Annotated in this window: 15 protein-coding genes; 2 read left to right on the forward strand and 13 right to left on the reverse strand. The window is 43.6% G+C overall.

What is annotated here, in order from left to right:
* Window positions 1-22: 22 nt before the first annotated feature.
* Window positions 23-1,363, reverse strand: a complete 1,341-nt coding sequence (locus tag H509_RS0120180; RefSeq protein WP_028546673.1) for an aspartate aminotransferase family protein — start codon at window positions 1,361-1,363, stop codon at window positions 23-25.
* 188 nt (window positions 1,364-1,551) lie between these two features.
* Between H509_RS0120180 and ablB the strand changes: the two genes are divergently transcribed.
* Window positions 1,552-2,412, forward strand: coding sequence for a putative beta-lysine N-acetyltransferase (gene ablB / locus H509_RS0120185; protein ID WP_036698242.1), 861 nt, complete (start codon window positions 1,552-1,554; stop codon window positions 2,410-2,412).
* A gap of 8 nt (window positions 2,413-2,420) precedes the next feature.
* Here ablB and rpoN read toward each other — a convergent pair whose 3' ends face one another.
* The 3 genes from rpoN to H509_RS0120200 all read right to left on the reverse strand — a co-directional run bounded on the left by rpoN (window position 2,421) and on the right by H509_RS0120200 (window position 6,524).
* Window positions 2,421-3,758, reverse strand: a complete 1,338-nt coding sequence (gene rpoN, locus H509_RS0120190; RefSeq protein ID WP_028546675.1) for an RNA polymerase factor sigma-54 — start codon at window positions 3,756-3,758, stop codon at window positions 2,421-2,423.
* Between the two features lie 83 nt (window positions 3,759-3,841).
* The gene (locus H509_RS0120195; protein WP_028546676.1) at window positions 3,842-4,591 is read right to left on the reverse strand and encodes a YEATS-associated helix-containing protein; all 750 of its coding nucleotides are present in this window, start codon (window positions 4,589-4,591) and stop codon (window positions 3,842-3,844) included.
* Between the two features lie 340 nt (window positions 4,592-4,931).
* The gene (locus H509_RS0120200; RefSeq protein ID WP_036698245.1) at window positions 4,932-6,524 is read right to left on the reverse strand and encodes an FAD-dependent oxidoreductase; all 1,593 of its coding nucleotides are present in this window, start codon (window positions 6,522-6,524) and stop codon (window positions 4,932-4,934) included.
* A 255-nt stretch (window positions 6,525-6,779) separates the two neighbouring features.
* On the opposite strand from H509_RS0120200, the gene H509_RS28650 reads away from it, so the two are divergent.
* On the forward strand, window positions 6,780-7,817 hold the full coding sequence (locus H509_RS28650) for a collagen-like protein (protein WP_036698248.1): 1,038 nt from the start codon (window positions 6,780-6,782) through the stop codon (window positions 7,815-7,817).
* A gap of 181 nt (window positions 7,818-7,998) precedes the next feature.
* On the opposite strand, the gene H509_RS26145 is transcribed toward H509_RS28650, so the two are convergent.
* The 9 genes from H509_RS26145 to H509_RS0120250 form a co-directional block, all read right to left on the reverse strand.
* A complete protein-coding gene (locus H509_RS26145; RefSeq protein ID WP_036698251.1) occupies window positions 7,999-9,249 on the reverse strand; it encodes a Kelch repeat-containing protein in 1,251 nt (416 codons plus the stop codon).
* Window positions 9,250-9,498: 249 nt separating this feature from the next.
* Window positions 9,499-9,846 (reverse strand): hypothetical protein, encoded by a 348-nt coding sequence (locus H509_RS0120215; protein WP_028546678.1) that lies wholly within the window; start codon window positions 9,844-9,846, stop codon window positions 9,499-9,501.
* A 388-nt stretch (window positions 9,847-10,234) separates the two neighbouring features.
* The gene (locus H509_RS0120220; protein ID WP_157277853.1) at window positions 10,235-10,678 is read right to left on the reverse strand and encodes a hypothetical protein; all 444 of its coding nucleotides are present in this window, start codon (window positions 10,676-10,678) and stop codon (window positions 10,235-10,237) included.
* 484 nt (window positions 10,679-11,162) lie between these two features.
* Window positions 11,163-12,491 carry a type I glutamate--ammonia ligase gene (gene glnA, locus H509_RS0120225; protein WP_028546680.1) on the reverse strand — a complete coding sequence of 443 codons (1,329 nt, stop codon included), beginning with the start codon at window positions 12,489-12,491 and terminating at the stop codon, window positions 11,163-11,165.
* 33 nt (window positions 12,492-12,524) lie between these two features.
* On the reverse strand, window positions 12,525-12,935 hold the full coding sequence (locus H509_RS0120230) for a MerR family transcriptional regulator (protein WP_028546681.1): 411 nt from the start codon (window positions 12,933-12,935) through the stop codon (window positions 12,525-12,527).
* Window positions 12,936-13,171: 236 nt separating this feature from the next.
* On the reverse strand, window positions 13,172-14,428 hold the full coding sequence (locus H509_RS0120235) for a methionine gamma-lyase family protein (RefSeq protein WP_028546682.1): 1,257 nt from the start codon (window positions 14,426-14,428) through the stop codon (window positions 13,172-13,174).
* Window positions 14,429-14,490: 62 nt separating this feature from the next.
* The gene (hflX, locus tag H509_RS0120240; protein WP_028546683.1) at window positions 14,491-15,780 is read right to left on the reverse strand and encodes a GTPase HflX; all 1,290 of its coding nucleotides are present in this window, start codon (window positions 15,778-15,780) and stop codon (window positions 14,491-14,493) included.
* A gap of 122 nt (window positions 15,781-15,902) precedes the next feature.
* Window positions 15,903-16,910: an AAA family ATPase gene (locus H509_RS26150; RefSeq protein WP_051287470.1), complete on the reverse strand. Its 1,008-nt coding sequence runs from the start codon at window positions 16,908-16,910 to the stop codon at window positions 15,903-15,905.
* Window positions 16,911-17,069: 159 nt separating this feature from the next.
* Complete coding sequence (locus tag H509_RS0120250) at window positions 17,070-17,729, reverse strand: YdcF family protein (RefSeq protein WP_028546684.1); 660 nt, start codon at window positions 17,727-17,729, stop codon at window positions 17,070-17,072.
* Window positions 17,730-17,742 lie beyond the last annotated feature (13 nt).

Genomic DNA, 17,742 nt, shown 5'->3' on the forward strand with positions numbered 1-17,742 from the left:
TACCTTATTTAGGCCACTCAAATTAAACCACCGCCCGTAATTCTTCTTGCATTTCGAATAACGTTTGCTCCATCTTTTCGGCTAGCTCGTCAATCTCTTCTTTCGTAATGACCAATGGCGGAGCAATAATAATGGCGTCTCCCGTTCCATCCAGCCCACCTCCGGCAGGATATATAAGCAGTCCGTTACGAAACGCAAGTTCAATCATTCGTGACGTCACTTGCCGCTCCACAGCAAAGCTTGCTTTTGTCGCTTGGTCGGCTATCAATTCAAGTCCAAGCAGCATCCCGCTGCCGCGTACATCACCGATTATTGTGAATTTTTGGGCAATACGATCTAACTTATCTCTTAAATATCGTCCTTTATTAACGGCAGCGTTCACTAGCTTATGTTTGTCAATGTATTGCAGCACAGCTAAAGAAATAGCTGCAGACTGTGGATTGGCACTATACGTATGACCTGCCATAATACTTTTTGATCCGGCAACAATCGGCGCCATTACCCGGTCGCTAACTAAGGTAGCTGCCATCGGTGTGTAGCCTGCACTCATCCCTTTGCCAAGTGCAATCAAATCAGGTTCTACTCCCCAATGCTCTATGCAAAACATTTTGCCTGTCCGTGCAATTCCCGTCATCACCTCATCTGCGATAAACAGCACCTCATAACGGTCACATATCGCTTTGATTTCGTTATAATAACGCGGCGGAGGTACTACAGCACCACCCGCGGCACCTACAATTGGCTCTGCGATAAATGCCGCTATCTGGTCAGCGCCGATTCGGCGAATGGCTACTTCCAGATCACTTGCACATTTGATCCCACATGAAGGATAGGTCTGTTGGAAAGGACAACGATAGCAATAAGGCGCCGCTACAACAGGGAAATCTTCCAACAATGGAGTAAATCGCTTTCTCCTTAACACATGCCCCGACATCGATAAAGCACCTAGCGTAATGCCGTGATAACTCATTTGTCGGGACAAAATTTTGTATTTATTTGGACGACCCTTTTCTTGCCAATGCTGGATAGCAATTTTCATCGCCGTCTCTGTCGCTTCCGAGCCACTGCTTACGAAAAAAGACCAATATTCACCTCCTGGCGCCAGTTCGCTAAGGGCTTGGGCCAACCGTTCCGCAGGCTCACTTGTAAACTGGGAACGATAAACAAATGACACTTTTTGTGCCTGCTCCGCCATCGCCTCGCCAATCTCTTGCACGCCATGCCCAAGACTAGCCGTTACCGCGCCGGAACACCCGTCTAAATATTTGTTGCCGGCGGCATCGTATAAATACACGCCACGCCCATATTGAATTGCTGAATATTTTCGGTCCAGCATAGGCTTGATCAAATATTCCCGATCCATCGCTGCCACCCCCTCCTCCATCTTATTCTGTCCTCCAGCGCAGCATGCCGCGTCAAATAGATACACGCAAACTCCGTGCCAACTGCATAAAGATGAAAGAAAACATCTCGTTGGCATGCTATTTGCTTATAAACGATATACCTATCGGTAGAGTCATCAGAACTTTGGCCAATAAAGGAGGGCGGCGTATGTCTAACAATGAAACGTACTACACCAATCTGGTTGAAAATGGACGTGATTACAGCCTGCACATGTGCCTTGATTATTACAATAAAAGGCTGCGGGTAGATGATTATCGAGGCAACCCGAACGCTGTGTTCGAGCGTGTTCAGGAGCTTATGCAGCTCCACTATTTCACGAAAGTATGGATCAAGGCGCGACATTATGATTGGGGCTGCTTCCTTGCTCAAGGTTATATGCTCGAAGCTGTTATCCATGGTTATTTCCAAGGTCAAGAAGCTTTTAATATGGTCTTTTATACTGATTTGGAACGTAGAACGAGTGACTATTGGGTGTACGAGGATCAGTTGTTAGCTAAGGTTTTGGCACTTCCTTTAAAATCAGAATTAAATAAGCATTCTGCTGGATTTTTGCTGCGCCCAGCAACTTGTCAAGATGCACCAGCGCTTGCTGCGTTGTATCGGCAAGTTTTTGCGACTTACCCTACGCCGATGCATGATGCTCAATATGTGGAGCACAGCATCCAGGAAGGAACGATCTTCCATTTAGCTGAGTTTGAAGGGCAATTGGTCAGCGCTGCTTCTGCCGAAATGAATGCCGCCTACCACAATGCCGAAATGACGGATTGTGCAACGCTGCCAACCTGTCGTAATAAGGGATTGATGAGGGTGTTGCTGCAACAACTAGAGCAAGATCTTTTGCGGCGTGACATTACCTGTGCCTATTCCCTTGCAAGGGCCTTATCACCGGGCATGAATGCTGTATTTAAACAGCTTGGTTATGAATACGGAGGTAGAATGACTAAAAATTGTAATATATACAATAAGTTCGAGGATATGAACGTATGGACTAAATCGTTGACGCCATAAAAAACTGGCTATCGTCGTTTCCGCTCAAACGACGATGCCAGACCGAGCGCTTCACGATATTTAGCAACCGTTCTCCGAGAAATACGGATGCCTTGTTTCTGGAGACATGCTGCGATCTGTTGATCAGACACGGGCGAACTTTGCGATTCATTAGTAATAATCGCCTTTATTTTTACTTGAATATGCGCAGCAGAAGCCAATTCCCCGTTCTCTTGATAAAGACCCGCTGGGAAGAAGTAGTTTAATTCAAATGTACCCCAAGATGTCGCGGCATACTTCCCAGCAATTGATCTGCTCACAGTCGACTCATGCATAGTTAACCTATCGGCGATGTGAGCCAAATTCATCGGCTTTAAGCCCGCTGGTCCCTCCTTAAAAAATAAAAGCTGTTCCTCAACGATGCTCTGCGCTACTCGCAGCAGCGTCTGCTTGCGCTGCTTAATACTTCTTAGCAGCCATAGGGCACTAGCTCGTTGATGACGAATATATTCATGTTCCCCCTGCAAGTACAGTCCCTTCTGTACGCCTGCTGCTGCATATGCAGGTTGGAGACTAAGCATCGGGGCTGCCCAATCGTGCATAACGACAATATAACGACTGCCTACTTGTTGAATGGACATATCAGGTCTAACAACAGGGACGGCAGTATGGAAAAATAAATTTCCAGGTTTAGGATTAAAACTTTTAATGATTGAGATCGCTTTCATTATTTCTGGTGTGGATGTCCTTAATTGTCGTGCAAGGGCCGTTATTTTTTGTGCAGCAATGTCGGGTAGATGATCCTTAATAAGTTTAATGACTAACGGATGAAGATCCGGTATCGTATTTGCTTGAATTAGTAAGCACTCTTGCAGCGTACGAGCTCCTACTCCGGAAGGTTCAAGTGTATGGATAAGTAGCAGCGCTTGCTCCACTTCTTCAAGCTTAACCTTTAGCTGATCAGCAATCCAGCTTAATGACAACTGCAAATATCCTTGCGGACTAAGATTGCCGGCTATATATTTCATAATGGCACGAAGGTTGTCGGACAAGTGAGCTATCATATTCATTTGATGAGACAAATAATGCTCTAAAGTCATTTCACGTTCCAGGTCATACCACGGCGTGTGCGTATTCTCACTTCTGCTGTCCTTCGCCCTTGTACGCGTATAACTAAAGTCCCATTCATCTGTTGTATGCATCGGATGACCTTCGACATTCAGTTCTAGCAGTGGGTTGGTCTCTACTTGTTCCTGTACATACTCCCACAGTTCCAATGAGGACATTTGAAGAACATTTAGCGATTGCTGCATCTGCGATGTCATCTGTAACGTTTGTCTCTGATGAAGTCCGTACCGATAATTCATCCTTTTCACCACTTTACTTTTCAAAATTGAAATGAAAGGTGTACTACCTGCTACGTTATGCTGATATGGCATAATATGAAGCTTTAAGAAATCTGCTCTTCTTTTTGCGATAACCCATCCATCCTCAACTGATCATGATGGGCTGTATATTTGCGACCGGCGGGTGTAATGTGATATCGGATACCGGCTTCCCGCTCTGTGCGAACTACGTTTCCCAGTTGTATTTGCTCTTGCAAAATACGAAGGATACAGCTTTCCTCTAATTCAGTCTCTTTACAAATACCGGTCACTGTACGGAACACATAATCCCCCTCCTGAAGCGCCTGAAGAACTTTTAAGCTTGGGTCCGCGTGTAATACGGGAGATTGCTCAAGCTGAATTGCATCTGATAACGTGCCGCGATGCAGCATTCGAATTTCATAAGGATCAGCAGAAACAACGGAGTCTTCCGCTTCCGTGTTTTTTTCTGTCAAAGCTTCGACGTCTTGCTTTACATGGTCCACCTGATGCTGAACGTCATGTAATTGTTGCATAAATTTATCCGAAACGGACTTAATAAATCGATTGGAGGAAATGGAGGCAATAAGACAGAAGCCTGCAAATACAAATAACTGGGTGCCGTCTTGTTTGCTTTCGAGAAGAAGATTGCTAGATATCGTATTTAAAAATAGTGGAACGAGGAACGAGGCCGCGATGCCAACAAAGACCGCCTTATAGAGCATCCTATCTTTGTAATACACCGTTTCATACTTCCCTACAATTAAATAATTAACTCCTCCACCCATAATACCTGCTGCTAGCATAATCAAAAACAAGGTCAGTCCATGTGACATGTAAGAAACCTCCTTTTAAAGGTAGTTACATTATCCAATATACTTCATCGCTGCTACTATTCTTTTATAACTATCCTGATTAATAGTGTACGGCTTTTGCTTTGCATAAGCTGTCTAACGATGTCAGTCGAACGCTAAACGTTGGTGTAAAGGTTTGTCACAGTAATTGTCATACATTTGTCCAAGCAGGCTATGCATCTGTTTTCTCTTAAAGCGACAAAAAGCATCTCCACACCCACTACATGCAATGGATATGGAGACGCTTGAGTACGATTATACTATCTTTGATATTGGCAATTCATGAACAAGCAGCATGCTGATCCCCACTAATAGCGGTTTCTTACGGTAGCTGTATGTCCTCTGGCCAGTGAAGCTGCACGCCTCGCTGCTCTAGCAGATGTTGATAAGCTTGCAAATGGACTGGATCTTCCCTGACATCATGTGGATCAAGTTGATTTTCAAGCGCATAGGCAACCAAATAACCTACCGATTCACCAATGTTCCACTCTGTTGGATGAAGGCGGTAACATCCATTTGAAATTTGAGTCGTACCGATATTTTTACAAGCAGGCAAAATATTTTTGACACGTATCGGCAGCAATGCGCCCAGTGGAATCTCGTATGGATATGTGGGCACATACAAGCTCCGAAACGACACCGTAGTCATATGCAGATCTAAATAGTAACTGCCTACGCCTACACTGTCTTCATACGTCCGAATGCCTTGATCACCACGTATTTCCTTACTGACATCGTGCTCGGTAATCCGGTATAACGACTGTATACGTCTGGATTCCCGAATGTAAGGTGCTTTGGCAAAGCCGTCATCAGTGCCAAGCGCATCCTTTCGCAAACGAAGGCCTGGATATCCTTTGCCACCGTCAAGTCGCGGCGCTTCTGTTTGCAGCCAGTACAGCAAGCAGAGGCTGAGCTGACGTGCACCTCTTAAATGCTTTCGTCTCTCATGACTCGATACGCCGTAAATAGCACCAAGATGGTAGTCATTTTGTGGCCAGTTAATAAGTGAGATATCGCTCTTGTAAAGTTCGTTCTGAAATAGAGACTTATCGATTATCCGGCGGTAATTAAACAACGATTCCCACCATTCTCCGCGTTTACCGCGAAATAACCCATACTCTTTGATCGTGCCGTTTTTGCTAATTTCTGGTACAAACCAGCCTAGTAGTGGCAATTGCTCATAATTTTGAGGGACGTATTGTCTCCAATAATCGTATTGGGCTGGACGATCAATCGTATGATCTCCACCGTCTTCATACTCCAGCGCAAATACATGCGTGATCGATTGCATATCTAACGGATCCGCGTTGTCAGCTGCGTGAGGTTCATTTGTATCTGATCTCGCTTCAGCGCCCATAACATGCTCTACTCCAGCAAGCGGCAGCACATCCCCACACTCTGTAGCATCCGCAAAATAATGGCCTTGCAATGTAACTAACTCGTCATCTTCATTGATCACTTTTACACTGACGCAACGGTCGCCTTCCATATCGGATGATACAATTCGATGTTGATATAAAATGTGGATACGACCGCTGTTCGTGTAGGCTGCAAGCATATCTATTAACACTTGTAGCGCTACTTTAGGTTCATGGCACAAGCGGCTGACCCAACCATTACCAGGGTTAAGAAACTCATTTTTCATAGCTGCATCGACCAGTGGATAATTCGACTTATAATAGTCCCGCACTCGACGACGAAATTCAGCATAACTTCGCGTACACCCGAATTGCTCAATCCAACGATGTTCGTCTGGTGGAACAGCCTGGGCTGTGAGCTGCCCGCCAATCCAGTCCGTTTCCTCCGTCATAATGACAGTCAAGCCTGACTTCGCCGCTGCTAAAGCAGCCATACAACCGCCGAGACCTCCACCTAACACAATAAAGTCTGCTTTGAGTTTACGATTTGTTCGCAAAATACCACTTCCTTTCCTATGGAGTTAAGTGAGTTGTCTTACATTAGTACTTACCCCTTATTAATAGAAATGTCGTGGTTAATTTCGTATTGTTAAGGAAAATTTTAGAATTGGAGTTCAACGGTCATTAACAGTACGCTCATCCCAATGACGTCAGGACGTAAGCTAGCAGATGAATCAAATCTTACTCTACCTAGAACCTTCTGCAAAATAAATCATATATTAAATTATTACTAGATTTGGAGGTGCCGAGAAATGTCTCAAGCAAACCTACCTAACATCACACCTAGCATTACTCTTACTAGAGATGATGCATTAAACCTACTTTTATCGTCAATTGCAATTGAAGAACTTGGATTAGGTCATATCATTAACGCTGAAGCCGAAAAAATTCAGTATGCTGTCGGAACCTTACCAGGGCTATCCGTCCCAGCAACGATAAGTGATCTTCTAGCTATAGATGCAAGCGTCAAAAGTACACTGCAAGATATCGTAAAAAAAGAAATGCTGCTGCAATTTAAGCTGGAAAACATATTAAACGCACCTTCTCTTACAGGTGCTACCGGTGTCACAGGCCCTACTGGTCCTTCTGGCGGACCTATTGGTCCTACAGGTCCGACTGGAGCAGTTGGAGCTGACGGGCCTTCTGGTCCTGCGGGTGCAACCGGTGCCACAGGAGCAACTGGCATTGGAATTACTGGACCTACTGGTCCTTCTGGGGACACAGGACCTACTGGTCCTTCGGGCGGCCCCCCTGGAGCTACCGGTGCAACAGGACCTACTGGTCCTTCTGGCGGTGCAACAGGGGCTACAGGAGCAACTGGTATTGGAATTACTGGACCTACTGGACCGACAGGGCCTATTTTGCAACCATTTGCCAACCCAAACATTTCACCTCAAACGATTGCTGTAGGTGGTTTAGTCCAATTCCAACCACCTGTTGGTACTAATGGAATAACTTATAATGGCGCAGGCACGTTCACTATTGTTTACCCAGGGCTTTATTTCTTAGAATGTGTATTAAACTATGCACCAGGAACACCAGCCAGAAGTGAATTTGCTGTCTTATTAAATGGCACTATAATTGCAGCTCCATCAGCCAATGCGGATACAGTAGGCCAAATATCGGTAATTCGTGTCAATAACTATGCCGCTGGTGCAACGATCGCAATTGTAAACAATTCACAAAATGCAGTTACCTTGCAAGCGGGTATTAATTCTAATGGAGCAGTAGATAATTCTAGTGGAGGGCACTTTATCCTCTTTAGATTTGCAGATGGTCCGCTCGTGTAACCCCGTGCAGAGCAGCCATTAGCGTAAATCAAATCTTCATAGACCGTACGCACAATGAGCCAAACCTTAAATCAGTGGCTCATTGTGCATTTTATGCGCAATGGACCACAAGCCACTTGGATAAACAGGCTCTATTTCATATAAAATTAAAAAACCGCCCCAAACAGGAGCGGTCATAACGCTATTTAGTTGAATATTCGCTTACTTCAAAGGTTAGAATTTTATCGAAAATAACATAATCTTTACGACTGCTGAATGGCCCTTTGTTATTGTTGTGCTTGTTTATTGCATAGGAAGCGGTTCCTGATCCAGCTTGTTTGTTTTCATACCAGGTGATGAATGCATTGACTTCTTGCATGCTAAGGTCAAACTCTTTTTCGAGACCCGTATTCATTGTGACAACTAAAATTGCCCGTTCTCCTTGTGGTTGCTCTGGCACTTCAGGTTTGGGAACTTCTTTATTTTCAAATGTATACATCTCTACAGTAGTAATTATCTTTTCACTAGTTGTTCCCCCGATGATATACAAATTATTGTTAACAACAGCAGAAACAGCCTGAGTTCTAGGGAATGTTAATTTATCAAAGTTAGTAAGTGTATTGGATTGGGGATCGTACACCTCGATTTTATCTACCGCACCGGAAGAACCATTTGTTGACCCACCTAAAACGTATATCTTCCCCTCGACTACTGCAATGCTCATAGCATTTCGAGCAACTGAACTATGCTTACTTTGAGTCCACACATCTTGGACAGGATCATATTTTAAGATTACACTAGTAGAATCAGTAAAATCCCAACCACCAAATGCGTATATTTTCCCGCCTACTTCAGCAGCTATTATTCCATTACTTGTAATAGGCATGCTCGCTTTTTTGCTCCAAGTATTTGTAATTGGATCGAAGGATTCAGTTACAGATAACGCATTTGTGTTATCTCCGCCTCCGATCACATATATTTTGTCACCAATGACAATGGAAGACGCCCATGATCTTGGTGTAGGCATATCTGCCGCTTGACTCCACGAGTCTAATTTAGGATCATAAACCTCAACTTTATTCGTTCTTTCCACTTTACCATTTAGATCATAATACCCACCGAATACATAAATCTTTCCCTTAAATACAGAGGCTGTTGCACCAGCCCTTATTGACGGCATGGCTTTCTTTTCTAACCAATTATCCGGCGCAGTATCATAAACATACGTATTGTTTCGTTTTATTCCTCCATAGGCTGCCTTACCATCAGATGAACCACCAAACACGTATATTTTCCCTTCCGTTGTTGCTACGGCTGCACCAGCTCTCGGCTCTGGCAAATCACTTTTTTTGACCCAATTCATACCATCAGTTGCAGAAACAGAATTTGTCGGTAATGCAGCTAAAAAAATGGTTAGAACGAAAAAGATAGTACTAAACTTAAATTTATTCATTCTAGTTAGCCTTCACTTATGTTGTGTCTTAAGCAAGACTACAACATAAGTGACGGATTGTCTAAACATTAATAAACATATTTTTCAATATATTATAATGGATTCTATTTATCTCAATTCTTAGACAACTTAGCTTTTTTTGATCACCTGCTCCGCCTCCGTTCTATTCTGATTGGTCTTCTCTTGTCTTTGAATGGTCCCACACCGTCTGTAGTATCAATTTTAAATTAGTTATTTAATTAGTTATTTTTAGTGTTCACTGCCCCTTTTATAAATGTATCCTTCATAATACACAGTAATTTCTCGACCACCTTTTATTTCTTTTGTTTTTGTTTTATCACGGTTCTGTTCCAATCTACCTGACCAATAGTTTCCTTGTGAATCAGTTTCTTCATACTCATGGTAACCTATGCCAGTAACGCAAGGGTCGTTACCTTTACACGTATACTTTTTTGAGACACTTTTCCATTTCTTTGTTGATAGAACTGTAATGTTAGTACTTTGTTTTTGCTGAGCATCAATTGGCTGCGCTGTAATATATGACGCTGATGCAAATAAAATTAAAGCAGATGCCATTGTGACAATAGTTTTTTTCATTGTTTTCCCTCCTACTTAATTTTTGTGTTAAATACAGCCCAAATGTATGATTTTGTATTGAAATTTTAATAACTTAATTTGGTGGTCTCATGACTTTTTGATAAATGAACCCTTTGACACACCACATCTAGTGAGTCTAATGAACTATTATTTTCCGGATTTAGGTTCTCTTCGCACCCTCTCATCGATGGCAGCCCTAATTATAGTGCGCTTTCTGATAGGTAATTTGACAAAACTAGTTGGGCAAGATACGGAGTTTGTGTAGCGCATAAGGAATTTGGTAGTCAAAAATGTGAAGGGGCTCTATCCCTACGATATCCGATCTATAAGCGAGGCACAAAGGCAAATTGAACAATAAATTAGTTGAATTGCAAAGAGTATTTTATCTTCAGTTAGCTTCAAAGAAATCAATAGTATAATCGAAGGAAGTATCATGCATAGTCTCTACGCCGATATAATAAACCTGATCTTTAGTTAATTGATAGTCAAATCTCAGCTCGTTTCGAGAATTCAATTTTTTGCTTTTCAAGACCGCTCCCGTCTTGGAATAGAGTACAACCTCCAATTCCCCAGCAGGAACATCTTGCAATATGCCACAATCGATTGTAAAGGTTCCGGTATTGGGAGCTTGAAACCTAAAATAATCGAAATCAGATTCACTAGACATCTGACCATCAAGAATAACGTAATCTACAAAACTAAAGTTTGTAGCTTTTGTGAAACTGTCATTCGGTTCAATTTCGTTAACCCGCTTAATTTCTGCATAAGCTGATGAGGACATTCCAACTGCCATTACAAGTGTTAAAATACCGGCTACGATCTTCTTTTTCATACAAAGCACACAAAACCCTCCTAGTATATGGGATATAGTTGTCCTGCAATATCATTATTTAACATAGACAATTACTCAGCAATAGATTTGGGTTAAATAGTAATCAAAGCACTAAAGAAAGTCATCATCCTACCATAAAAAACTACTAAACAGTAAACATTTTATCTCCTTTACAATCAGTCATTTTTCGTATTCTCTGTGTAACCCCTATAAACATGCCTGATCTAATGATAGCGCTTCTAAACGCTCAATTTTATTTAACAAAATTTCAAATCTTATTCATGGCCCCATACGCTTAACTTCATGTATTTGTCATACGGATGTGTGTGGATAAGTATGAAAATTGAATCCATTAAATATTTCTTGGAATACAAAAAATAGTTGGGCATTTGTTGGGCGAGCAGCAGATCAACTCCTCATTAATAATCATGCACCCACAAAAAGAAAAACCCCAGAAGCCTTATGGCTCCTAGGGTTCTAGGTACTAGTACAACGTCATATATTGATCGCGTTCCCATTGGTGAACTTGCGTTCTATACATATCCCACTCAATCTCTTTCAGCTCCAAGAAGTGCTGCAACGCGTGCTCGCCCAACGCTTCGCACATCGTCTCATCGCTCAGCAACGCTTCCAGTGACTCCTTCAAACTGGATGGCAAGCTTGGAATGCCTTCAGATACGCGTTCCTCTTCTGTCATCACATAGATGTTACGGTCTGTTGGAGCAGGCAACGCTGTACGGTTCTTAATTCCATCAAGTCCTGCTTTAAGAATAACAGCCAGTGCCAAGTAAGGGTTAGCGGATGGATCTGGGTTCCGTACTTCAACGCGTGTACTCAAACCGCGGGAAGCTGGAATACGGATCATCGGACTACGGTTACTCGCGGACCAAGCTACATAACATGGAGCTTCATAGCCAGGTACAAGGCGCTTGTAAGAGTTAACTGTTGGATTCGTAATTGCCGCAAAGCCGCGCGCATGGTTCAATACACCTGCCATAAAGGAGCGTGCATCCGCACTAAGACCACTTGCATCCTGCTCATCCACAAATGCATTTTCTGATCCGTTAAACAGAGAAATATTACAGTGCATACCAGAGCCATTTACGCCAAACAATGGCTTCGCCATAAATGTAGCATGCAGACCATGTTGACGAGCAATCGTCTTCACGACCAGCTTAAACGTCTGAATTTGGTCAGCCGCTTTAATTGCATTTGCGTATTTGAAATCAATCTCATGCTGACCTGGTGCAACCTCATGATGGGAAGCTTCGATTTCAAAGCCCATTTCTTCCAACTTCAACACGATTTCACGACGGCAGTTTTCACCCAAATCAGTTGGTGCAAGGTCAAAATATCCACCCTGATCATTTAATTCCATTGTTGGGTTGCCCTTCTCATCTGTCTTAAATAAGAAAAATTCAGGTTCAGGACCGACATTCATCGCTGTGAAACCAAGCTCTTCCGCTTCTTTCAGCGCACGCTTTAAAATACCACGTGGACAACCAGCGAATGGAGTACCGTCCGGCATGTACACATCACAGATCATTCGTGCTACACGATCTTCAGTCACCCAAGGGAAGATGACCCAAGTGTCAAGATCAGGAACAAGATACATATCCGACTCCTCGATCCGTACATATCCTTCGATAGAAGATCCGTCAAACATCATCTTGTTGTCCAACGCCTTCTGTAATTGGCTCGTTGGAATTTCTACATTCTTGATCGTTCCAAGCAAGTCAGTAAATTGCAAACGAATGAAACGAACATTTTGCTCTTTAGCGATACGGATAATATCTTCTCTTGTGTAACCCACGTGTAACCTCTCCTTTATATTCATGTATGATGCTTATTTCGTAAAGAAACGGGACAATTCTCCTTGAATTAACGAGACTTGCCCAGGTCTCTTGCCGGCCATTAATTGTTGCTTAAGCATACGATGCAGTTGAGCATCGGACATTTCCTTGCGCTTAGACTCCGAGTCAGCGCTTAACACCGTTGCTTCGCTAGATTCCTTGGACATAGGATTAAGCACTTGCTTAATTCCTGCAATGTTAACCCCCTTCTCAATGAGGGCTTTAATCTCTAACAGTCGTTCAACATCGTTAAATGAAAATAAACGCTGGTTTCCCGAGGTACGAGCCGGCATAATGAGTTCATGTTGCTCATAGTACCGAATTTGACGAGCCGTCAAATCCGTTAACTTCATTACGATGCCGATTGGAAACAACGCCATGTTTCTGCGAATGTCATCACCCATCGTTCATCAACCTTCCTCATCGTAATACCGAATTAGGTTTATTCTAACCTTCGGAAGCAAAGGTGTCAACCCATGTAAGCTAAACTAACAACAAAAAAACGCAGGTTGATGAAAAAAAGACCTCATCCTAACTAACCTGCGTTTTTGGCTATTCTATTCTTACTGAATAAGACTGTTCTACAACAAAAAACTATCAGTCATCAGTACATATAAACTAAAAAATGAAGGCTAAGAGACTACACACTCAATAAGCCACGATCAATCATCGTTTGTAAAGCCCGTAACGCCCCCAGCTTAGCATGCGCGTACGTAAGCCCACCCTGCATGTAGGCCGTATAGGGCTCACGTATTGGCGCATCGGCGGACAATTCAAGGCTCCCCCCTTGAATAAAGGTGCCCGCAGCCATAATAACAGGATGCTCGTATCCTGGCATGTCCCACGGCTCGGGTACGACGTGGGCATCTACCGCTGACGCTTGCTGCACCCCTTGCACAAAGGCAATCAAATGCTCTGCTGCATGAAAACGTATCGCCTGAATGAGATCCGTCCTTGGCTTAGACCAATGCGGCGAAGTCTCAAAGCCAAGTTCTTTGAATAACGCTGCTGCAAACACACTTCCGCGCACAGCCTGTCCAACAGTCGTTGGCGCCAAAAACAAGCCTTGATACATGGCTCGTGTCATTCCAAGCATAGCGCCTACTTCTCCGCCAATTCCAGGCGCAGTTAAACGTTGTGCGGCAAGCTCCACATAGGCTTTATGACCTGCAATGTATCCGCCCGTGGAAGCAATGCCGCCACCAGGATTTTTGATTAAAGAACCCGCAATCAAATCTGCACCGACTTCGGTTGGTTCTAACAATTCCGTAAACTCACCATAACAATTATCTACAAATACGATCAGATCAGCGCGAATCTCTCGAATACGCTTAACCATCTCCCCGATTTGATCAACCGTAAATGATGCACGCCAGTCATAGCCGCGCGAACGTTGTATCCCGATAACTTTCGTATCCTTCGTAATGGCAGCAGCAACTGCCTCCCAGTCCACTGCGTCCTGCGCGGTTAATGGCACTTCATTATAGGATATGCCGAAGTCGCGCAATGAACCTGTTCCATCCCCCTCTTTACCAATCACCTTGTGTAAGGTATCGTAGGGTGTCCCTGTAATATACAACAATTCATCTCCAGGGCGTAATACTGCAAATAAAGCCGTTGCAATAGTATGTGTGCCCGACACAAAGTGTGGACGAACTAATGCTGCCTCTGCACCAAAAACAGTCGCATACACCTCGTCCAGCACTTCACGACCTCGATCATTATAGCCATAACCTGTGGAACTGGCAAAATGATAATCACTTACACGATGGGTTTGAAAAGCATCGATCACTTTCCATTGATTACGTTCTGCAATACGCTCAATATCACGTACGCTGCCTGCTATTTTAATTTCGACTTGTTGTTCAAGCTGCTGTAAAGCGGATGACAAATTCATTTGTGCTCGTTTCCCCTTGCTGATCATGTTATTAAATATATTAAAGAGATACCTAATCCAGACTAGTCCTGCTTCTCGAACGCTCTCAACTTATGACCATGAACTTCAGCCGCCGCGCGGTCCAGCCGTACACGCAGCAGCAATTGTTCGTCATCTGTCTGTTGGTCTATGACTTCGCCCATTCGATAAACAAGCGCAGCCAGATCCCCACGCGAGACTGGAATCGAATACGTAACCGTCTGTCCGATCAGATGCTCCTGCACTACAGTACGTATCCGTTCCATATCCTGCTTTTCATAAGCGCTAATGAGGAAATGCGTACCATCTTGATGAAGCAATTGCAATTGTTCTGCTGTGCAAAGATCCTTCTTATTGTATAGCACAATTTCCGGCTTCGCTCCTGCGCCCAGCTCCTGCAAAATATTGGCGACCACACGCATTTGATCGTCGCGCATCGGCGAAGAAGCATCGACGACGTGTAAGATCAAATCTGCTTCATTTACTTCCTCTAACGTCGCCCGAAACGACGCTATTAAATCATGAGGCAAATTTTGAATAAACCCTACCGTATCTGTTAATACCACTTCCTTGCCGTTTGGCAGCTCCCACGTTCGGGTCGTCGGATCTAACGTAGCGAACAACTGGTTTTCGATATAGACGTCCGCAGCTGTCAATTGTTGAAGCAGTGTTGATTTGCCAGCATTTGTGTAACCTACAAGCGCGATCTGAATGACTCCGCTCTTCTTTCTACGTTCCCGATGGAGATGGCGATGCTTTACGACTTCTTCCAATTGGCGCTTCAGCTCCGCGATACGGTTACGAATGTGACGCCGATCCGTTTCCAGTTTGGATTCACCTGGACCTCTTGTCCCTATGCCTCCCCCTAATCTGGACAAATTTTTCCCATGACCAGAAAGACGGGGCAGCAAATAAGAGTGCTGTGCCAGCTCTACCTGAATGATACCTTCTCTTGTTTTGGCACGCTGCGCAAAAATATCAAGAATGAGCTGGGTCCGATCTATAATTTTAGCATCCAGCGCTTGTTCCAGGTTACGTACTTGCGCACCTGACAATTCCTGATCAAATATAGCAGTATTGGCTGCTAACTCATCCATAACAGCCTTTAGCTCCTGAACTTTACCCTTGCCAATAAACCACTTCGGGTCCCGCGTATCACGCGCCTGTGACATCGTAGAAACCACTTCCACACCTGCTGTCTCAGCCAGCTGCACAAGTTCATCCAACGAATACTGGGCATCGATGCCGCTTCTTTTTACTTCATCCGTTATGAGAGTAACCAAGACAGCGCGATCTGGAATCGCCTCGGTTGTGTTGTATGTAGTCGTTCCCATGTAACAGCGTAAGCTCCTTCGTCTGACAGTATCCATTTAACGGACCTATTTTGCAGTGCAATACGATATACAGTATACCTCATTTTGGCTCGCAATTTAAATGTGCTGCTCTTTGTGTCTCTCTATTCCTTCGTGAGCAAATGAATATACCGATCAAATGGATCAACCGACTGGCTAGGAGCTGGTTCATTCTTTTCAAAGTAATGAAAATCTTCGTTCGTCAAATTTATCAAATTGGATTTATTTATTTTGCTTGAGGACCACTTTCTAGTTAGTCTTACAGCATGGTTTCGTATTGCTTTTTCTAACATATTTCTAATAAATCGAGCGTTACTGAAATTTTGCTTTATCTCTTTTTCTTTCACAATGTACTCTTTAATCTTATCAATGGCTGACGGTTGGATAACATACTCCTTTTCAAACGCCATTTTGAGTAAAATCTTGATTAGTTCGTCGATCGAATAGTCAGGAAAATCTACATGCATCGCAAAACGAGAAGGCAGTCCAGTATTTAATTCCAATAAGTCATTCATTTCCCGTGGATATCCCGCAATAATCAAAATAAAGTCATTTCGCCGGTCTTCCATTAGTTTCACCAAACAGTCGATCGCTTCTTTTCCAAAATCTTTTTCCCCACCACGCGCCAAACTATAAGCTTCATCTACAAACAGTACGCCGCCCATTGCCTTTTTAACCACTTCTCTCGTCTTCTGAGCCGTATGACCAATGTATTCCCCAACCAGATCAGCACGATCCACTTCAAGCAGATGACCTTTAGAAATGACTCCGAGTTGGTGGAACATCTTTGCTACAATTCTAGCCACTGTCGTTTTCCCTGTGCCCGGATTACCTGAGAAGATCATATGATACACTTGCGAATTTGCCTGCAACCCCTCGGCTTGCCGAATTTTTTGAACACGCAGCATCGCGTATATTTCAAATACAATTTGTTTTACTTCATCAAGACCAATCATCTCGTCAAGCTCATTAAACGCTTCGGGAAACTCTTCAGCAATGGAGGTGGTCATCGATTCCTTTGGCTCAGGCGGTTGTATCGATTCCGAATAGTTATTAAAGACGATACTAATTTTTCGATCTTGAGTAGTAATAGAGCGATTATCACTTGTCACTTAAAATCACTCCTTCATTTAAAGCTATACCCTCTGAATCACTTCACCTATATTACAATTGATCCTCCCGACGTGTCGCCCTATGACATTCGTTATTTAGCAAACTAATTCATGCCGCTTATCCAACATATTCTATTGATAGCAAGGATATTAGCAGATTTAGAGCCACAGCTCGTCCCATTTCCATTTCGTATAAGCAAGTGTCTCTCGGCCAAAATGGTAAACGGTTGACAGAACCTTACTTGCTACTGTTTCGACATGCAACTGCTCGTACCCCAGCTTTGCCGCTATTTCATACGCCCTATTACCGTGAAAATTATGTGTGACAATCGTAACCGATGACCACTGATGCTCACGAACAATAGGCTGTGCGAATTGTAAATTTTCCAGTGTGCTTGTAGATGAGTTTTCCAGCCATATAACTGACTCTGGAATGCCATGTGCAATTAAATAACGTTTGCTGCCCTCCGCTTCTGTATAAGTGGCCGTAGGCGTATCTTTGCCGCCTGTGACGATAACTTGCTTGAAGCGACCTTCATTGTAGAGCTTCACCATCAGATCAAGGCGCTCCTTTAATCCAGGGCTTGGCTCATCCCCCCACAAAGACGCCCCTAGCACAATGCCAACATCACTTGTTGCAAGCGGAGTTCCATCGCTTGTGCCTGTTATTTTCCACAGGACGTAACCTGTCCATAACAACCCTAACAGAAGCAATGCGCCGATCAACAACACTATTCTACGGATTAGCCCCGCTCGTTTCGGTTTATTTTGCCGTGTGCTGCGCGGAGGCGTTGCTGCATGATCCAACATTTCTGTCATATTATGGTCCCCC

Origin of the sequence: Paenibacillus taiwanensis DSM 18679 (assembly GCF_000425125.1) — a bacterium.
GTDB lineage: Bacteria > Bacillota > Bacilli > Paenibacillales > Paenibacillaceae > Paenibacillus_B > Paenibacillus_B taiwanensis.

What these genes read in the sequence shown, in the direction of transcription:
- H509_RS0120215 (WP_028546678.1), bottom strand. Translation starts at nt 9,846, where the DNA reads ATGAAAAAAACTATTGTCACAATGGCATCTGCTTTAATTTTATTTGCA.
- H509_RS26145 (WP_036698251.1), bottom strand. Translation starts at nt 9,249, where the DNA reads ATGAATAAATTTAAGTTTAGTACTATCTTTTTCGTTCTAACCATTTTT.
- H509_RS0120250 (WP_028546684.1), bottom strand. Translation starts at nt 17,729, where the DNA reads ATGACAGAAATGTTGGATCATGCAGCAACGCCTCCGCGCAGCACACGG.
- ablB (WP_036698242.1), top strand. Translation starts at nt 1,552, where the DNA reads ATGTCTAACAATGAAACGTACTACACCAATCTGGTTGAAAATGGACGT.
- H509_RS28650 (WP_036698248.1), top strand. Translation starts at nt 6,780, where the DNA reads ATGTCTCAAGCAAACCTACCTAACATCACACCTAGCATTACTCTTACT.
- H509_RS0120220 (WP_157277853.1), bottom strand. Translation starts at nt 10,678, where the DNA reads ATGAAAAAGAAGATCGTAGCCGGTATTTTAACACTTGTAATGGCAGTT.
- H509_RS0120230 (WP_028546681.1), bottom strand. Translation starts at nt 12,935, where the DNA reads ATGGGTGATGACATTCGCAGAAACATGGCGTTGTTTCCAATCGGCATC.
- hflX (WP_028546683.1), bottom strand. Translation starts at nt 15,780, where the DNA reads ATGGGAACGACTACATACAACACAACCGAGGCGATTCCAGATCGCGCT.
- H509_RS0120180 (WP_028546673.1), bottom strand. Translation starts at nt 1,363, where the DNA reads ATGGATCGGGAATATTTGATCAAGCCTATGCTGGACCGAAAATATTCA.
- rpoN (WP_028546675.1), bottom strand. Translation starts at nt 3,758, where the DNA reads ATGAATTATCGGTACGGACTTCATCAGAGACAAACGTTACAGATGACA.
- H509_RS0120195 (WP_028546676.1), bottom strand. Translation starts at nt 4,591, where the DNA reads ATGTCACATGGACTGACCTTGTTTTTGATTATGCTAGCAGCAGGTATT.
- H509_RS0120235 (WP_028546682.1), bottom strand. Translation starts at nt 14,428, where the DNA reads ATGAATTTGTCATCCGCTTTACAGCAGCTTGAACAACAAGTCGAAATT.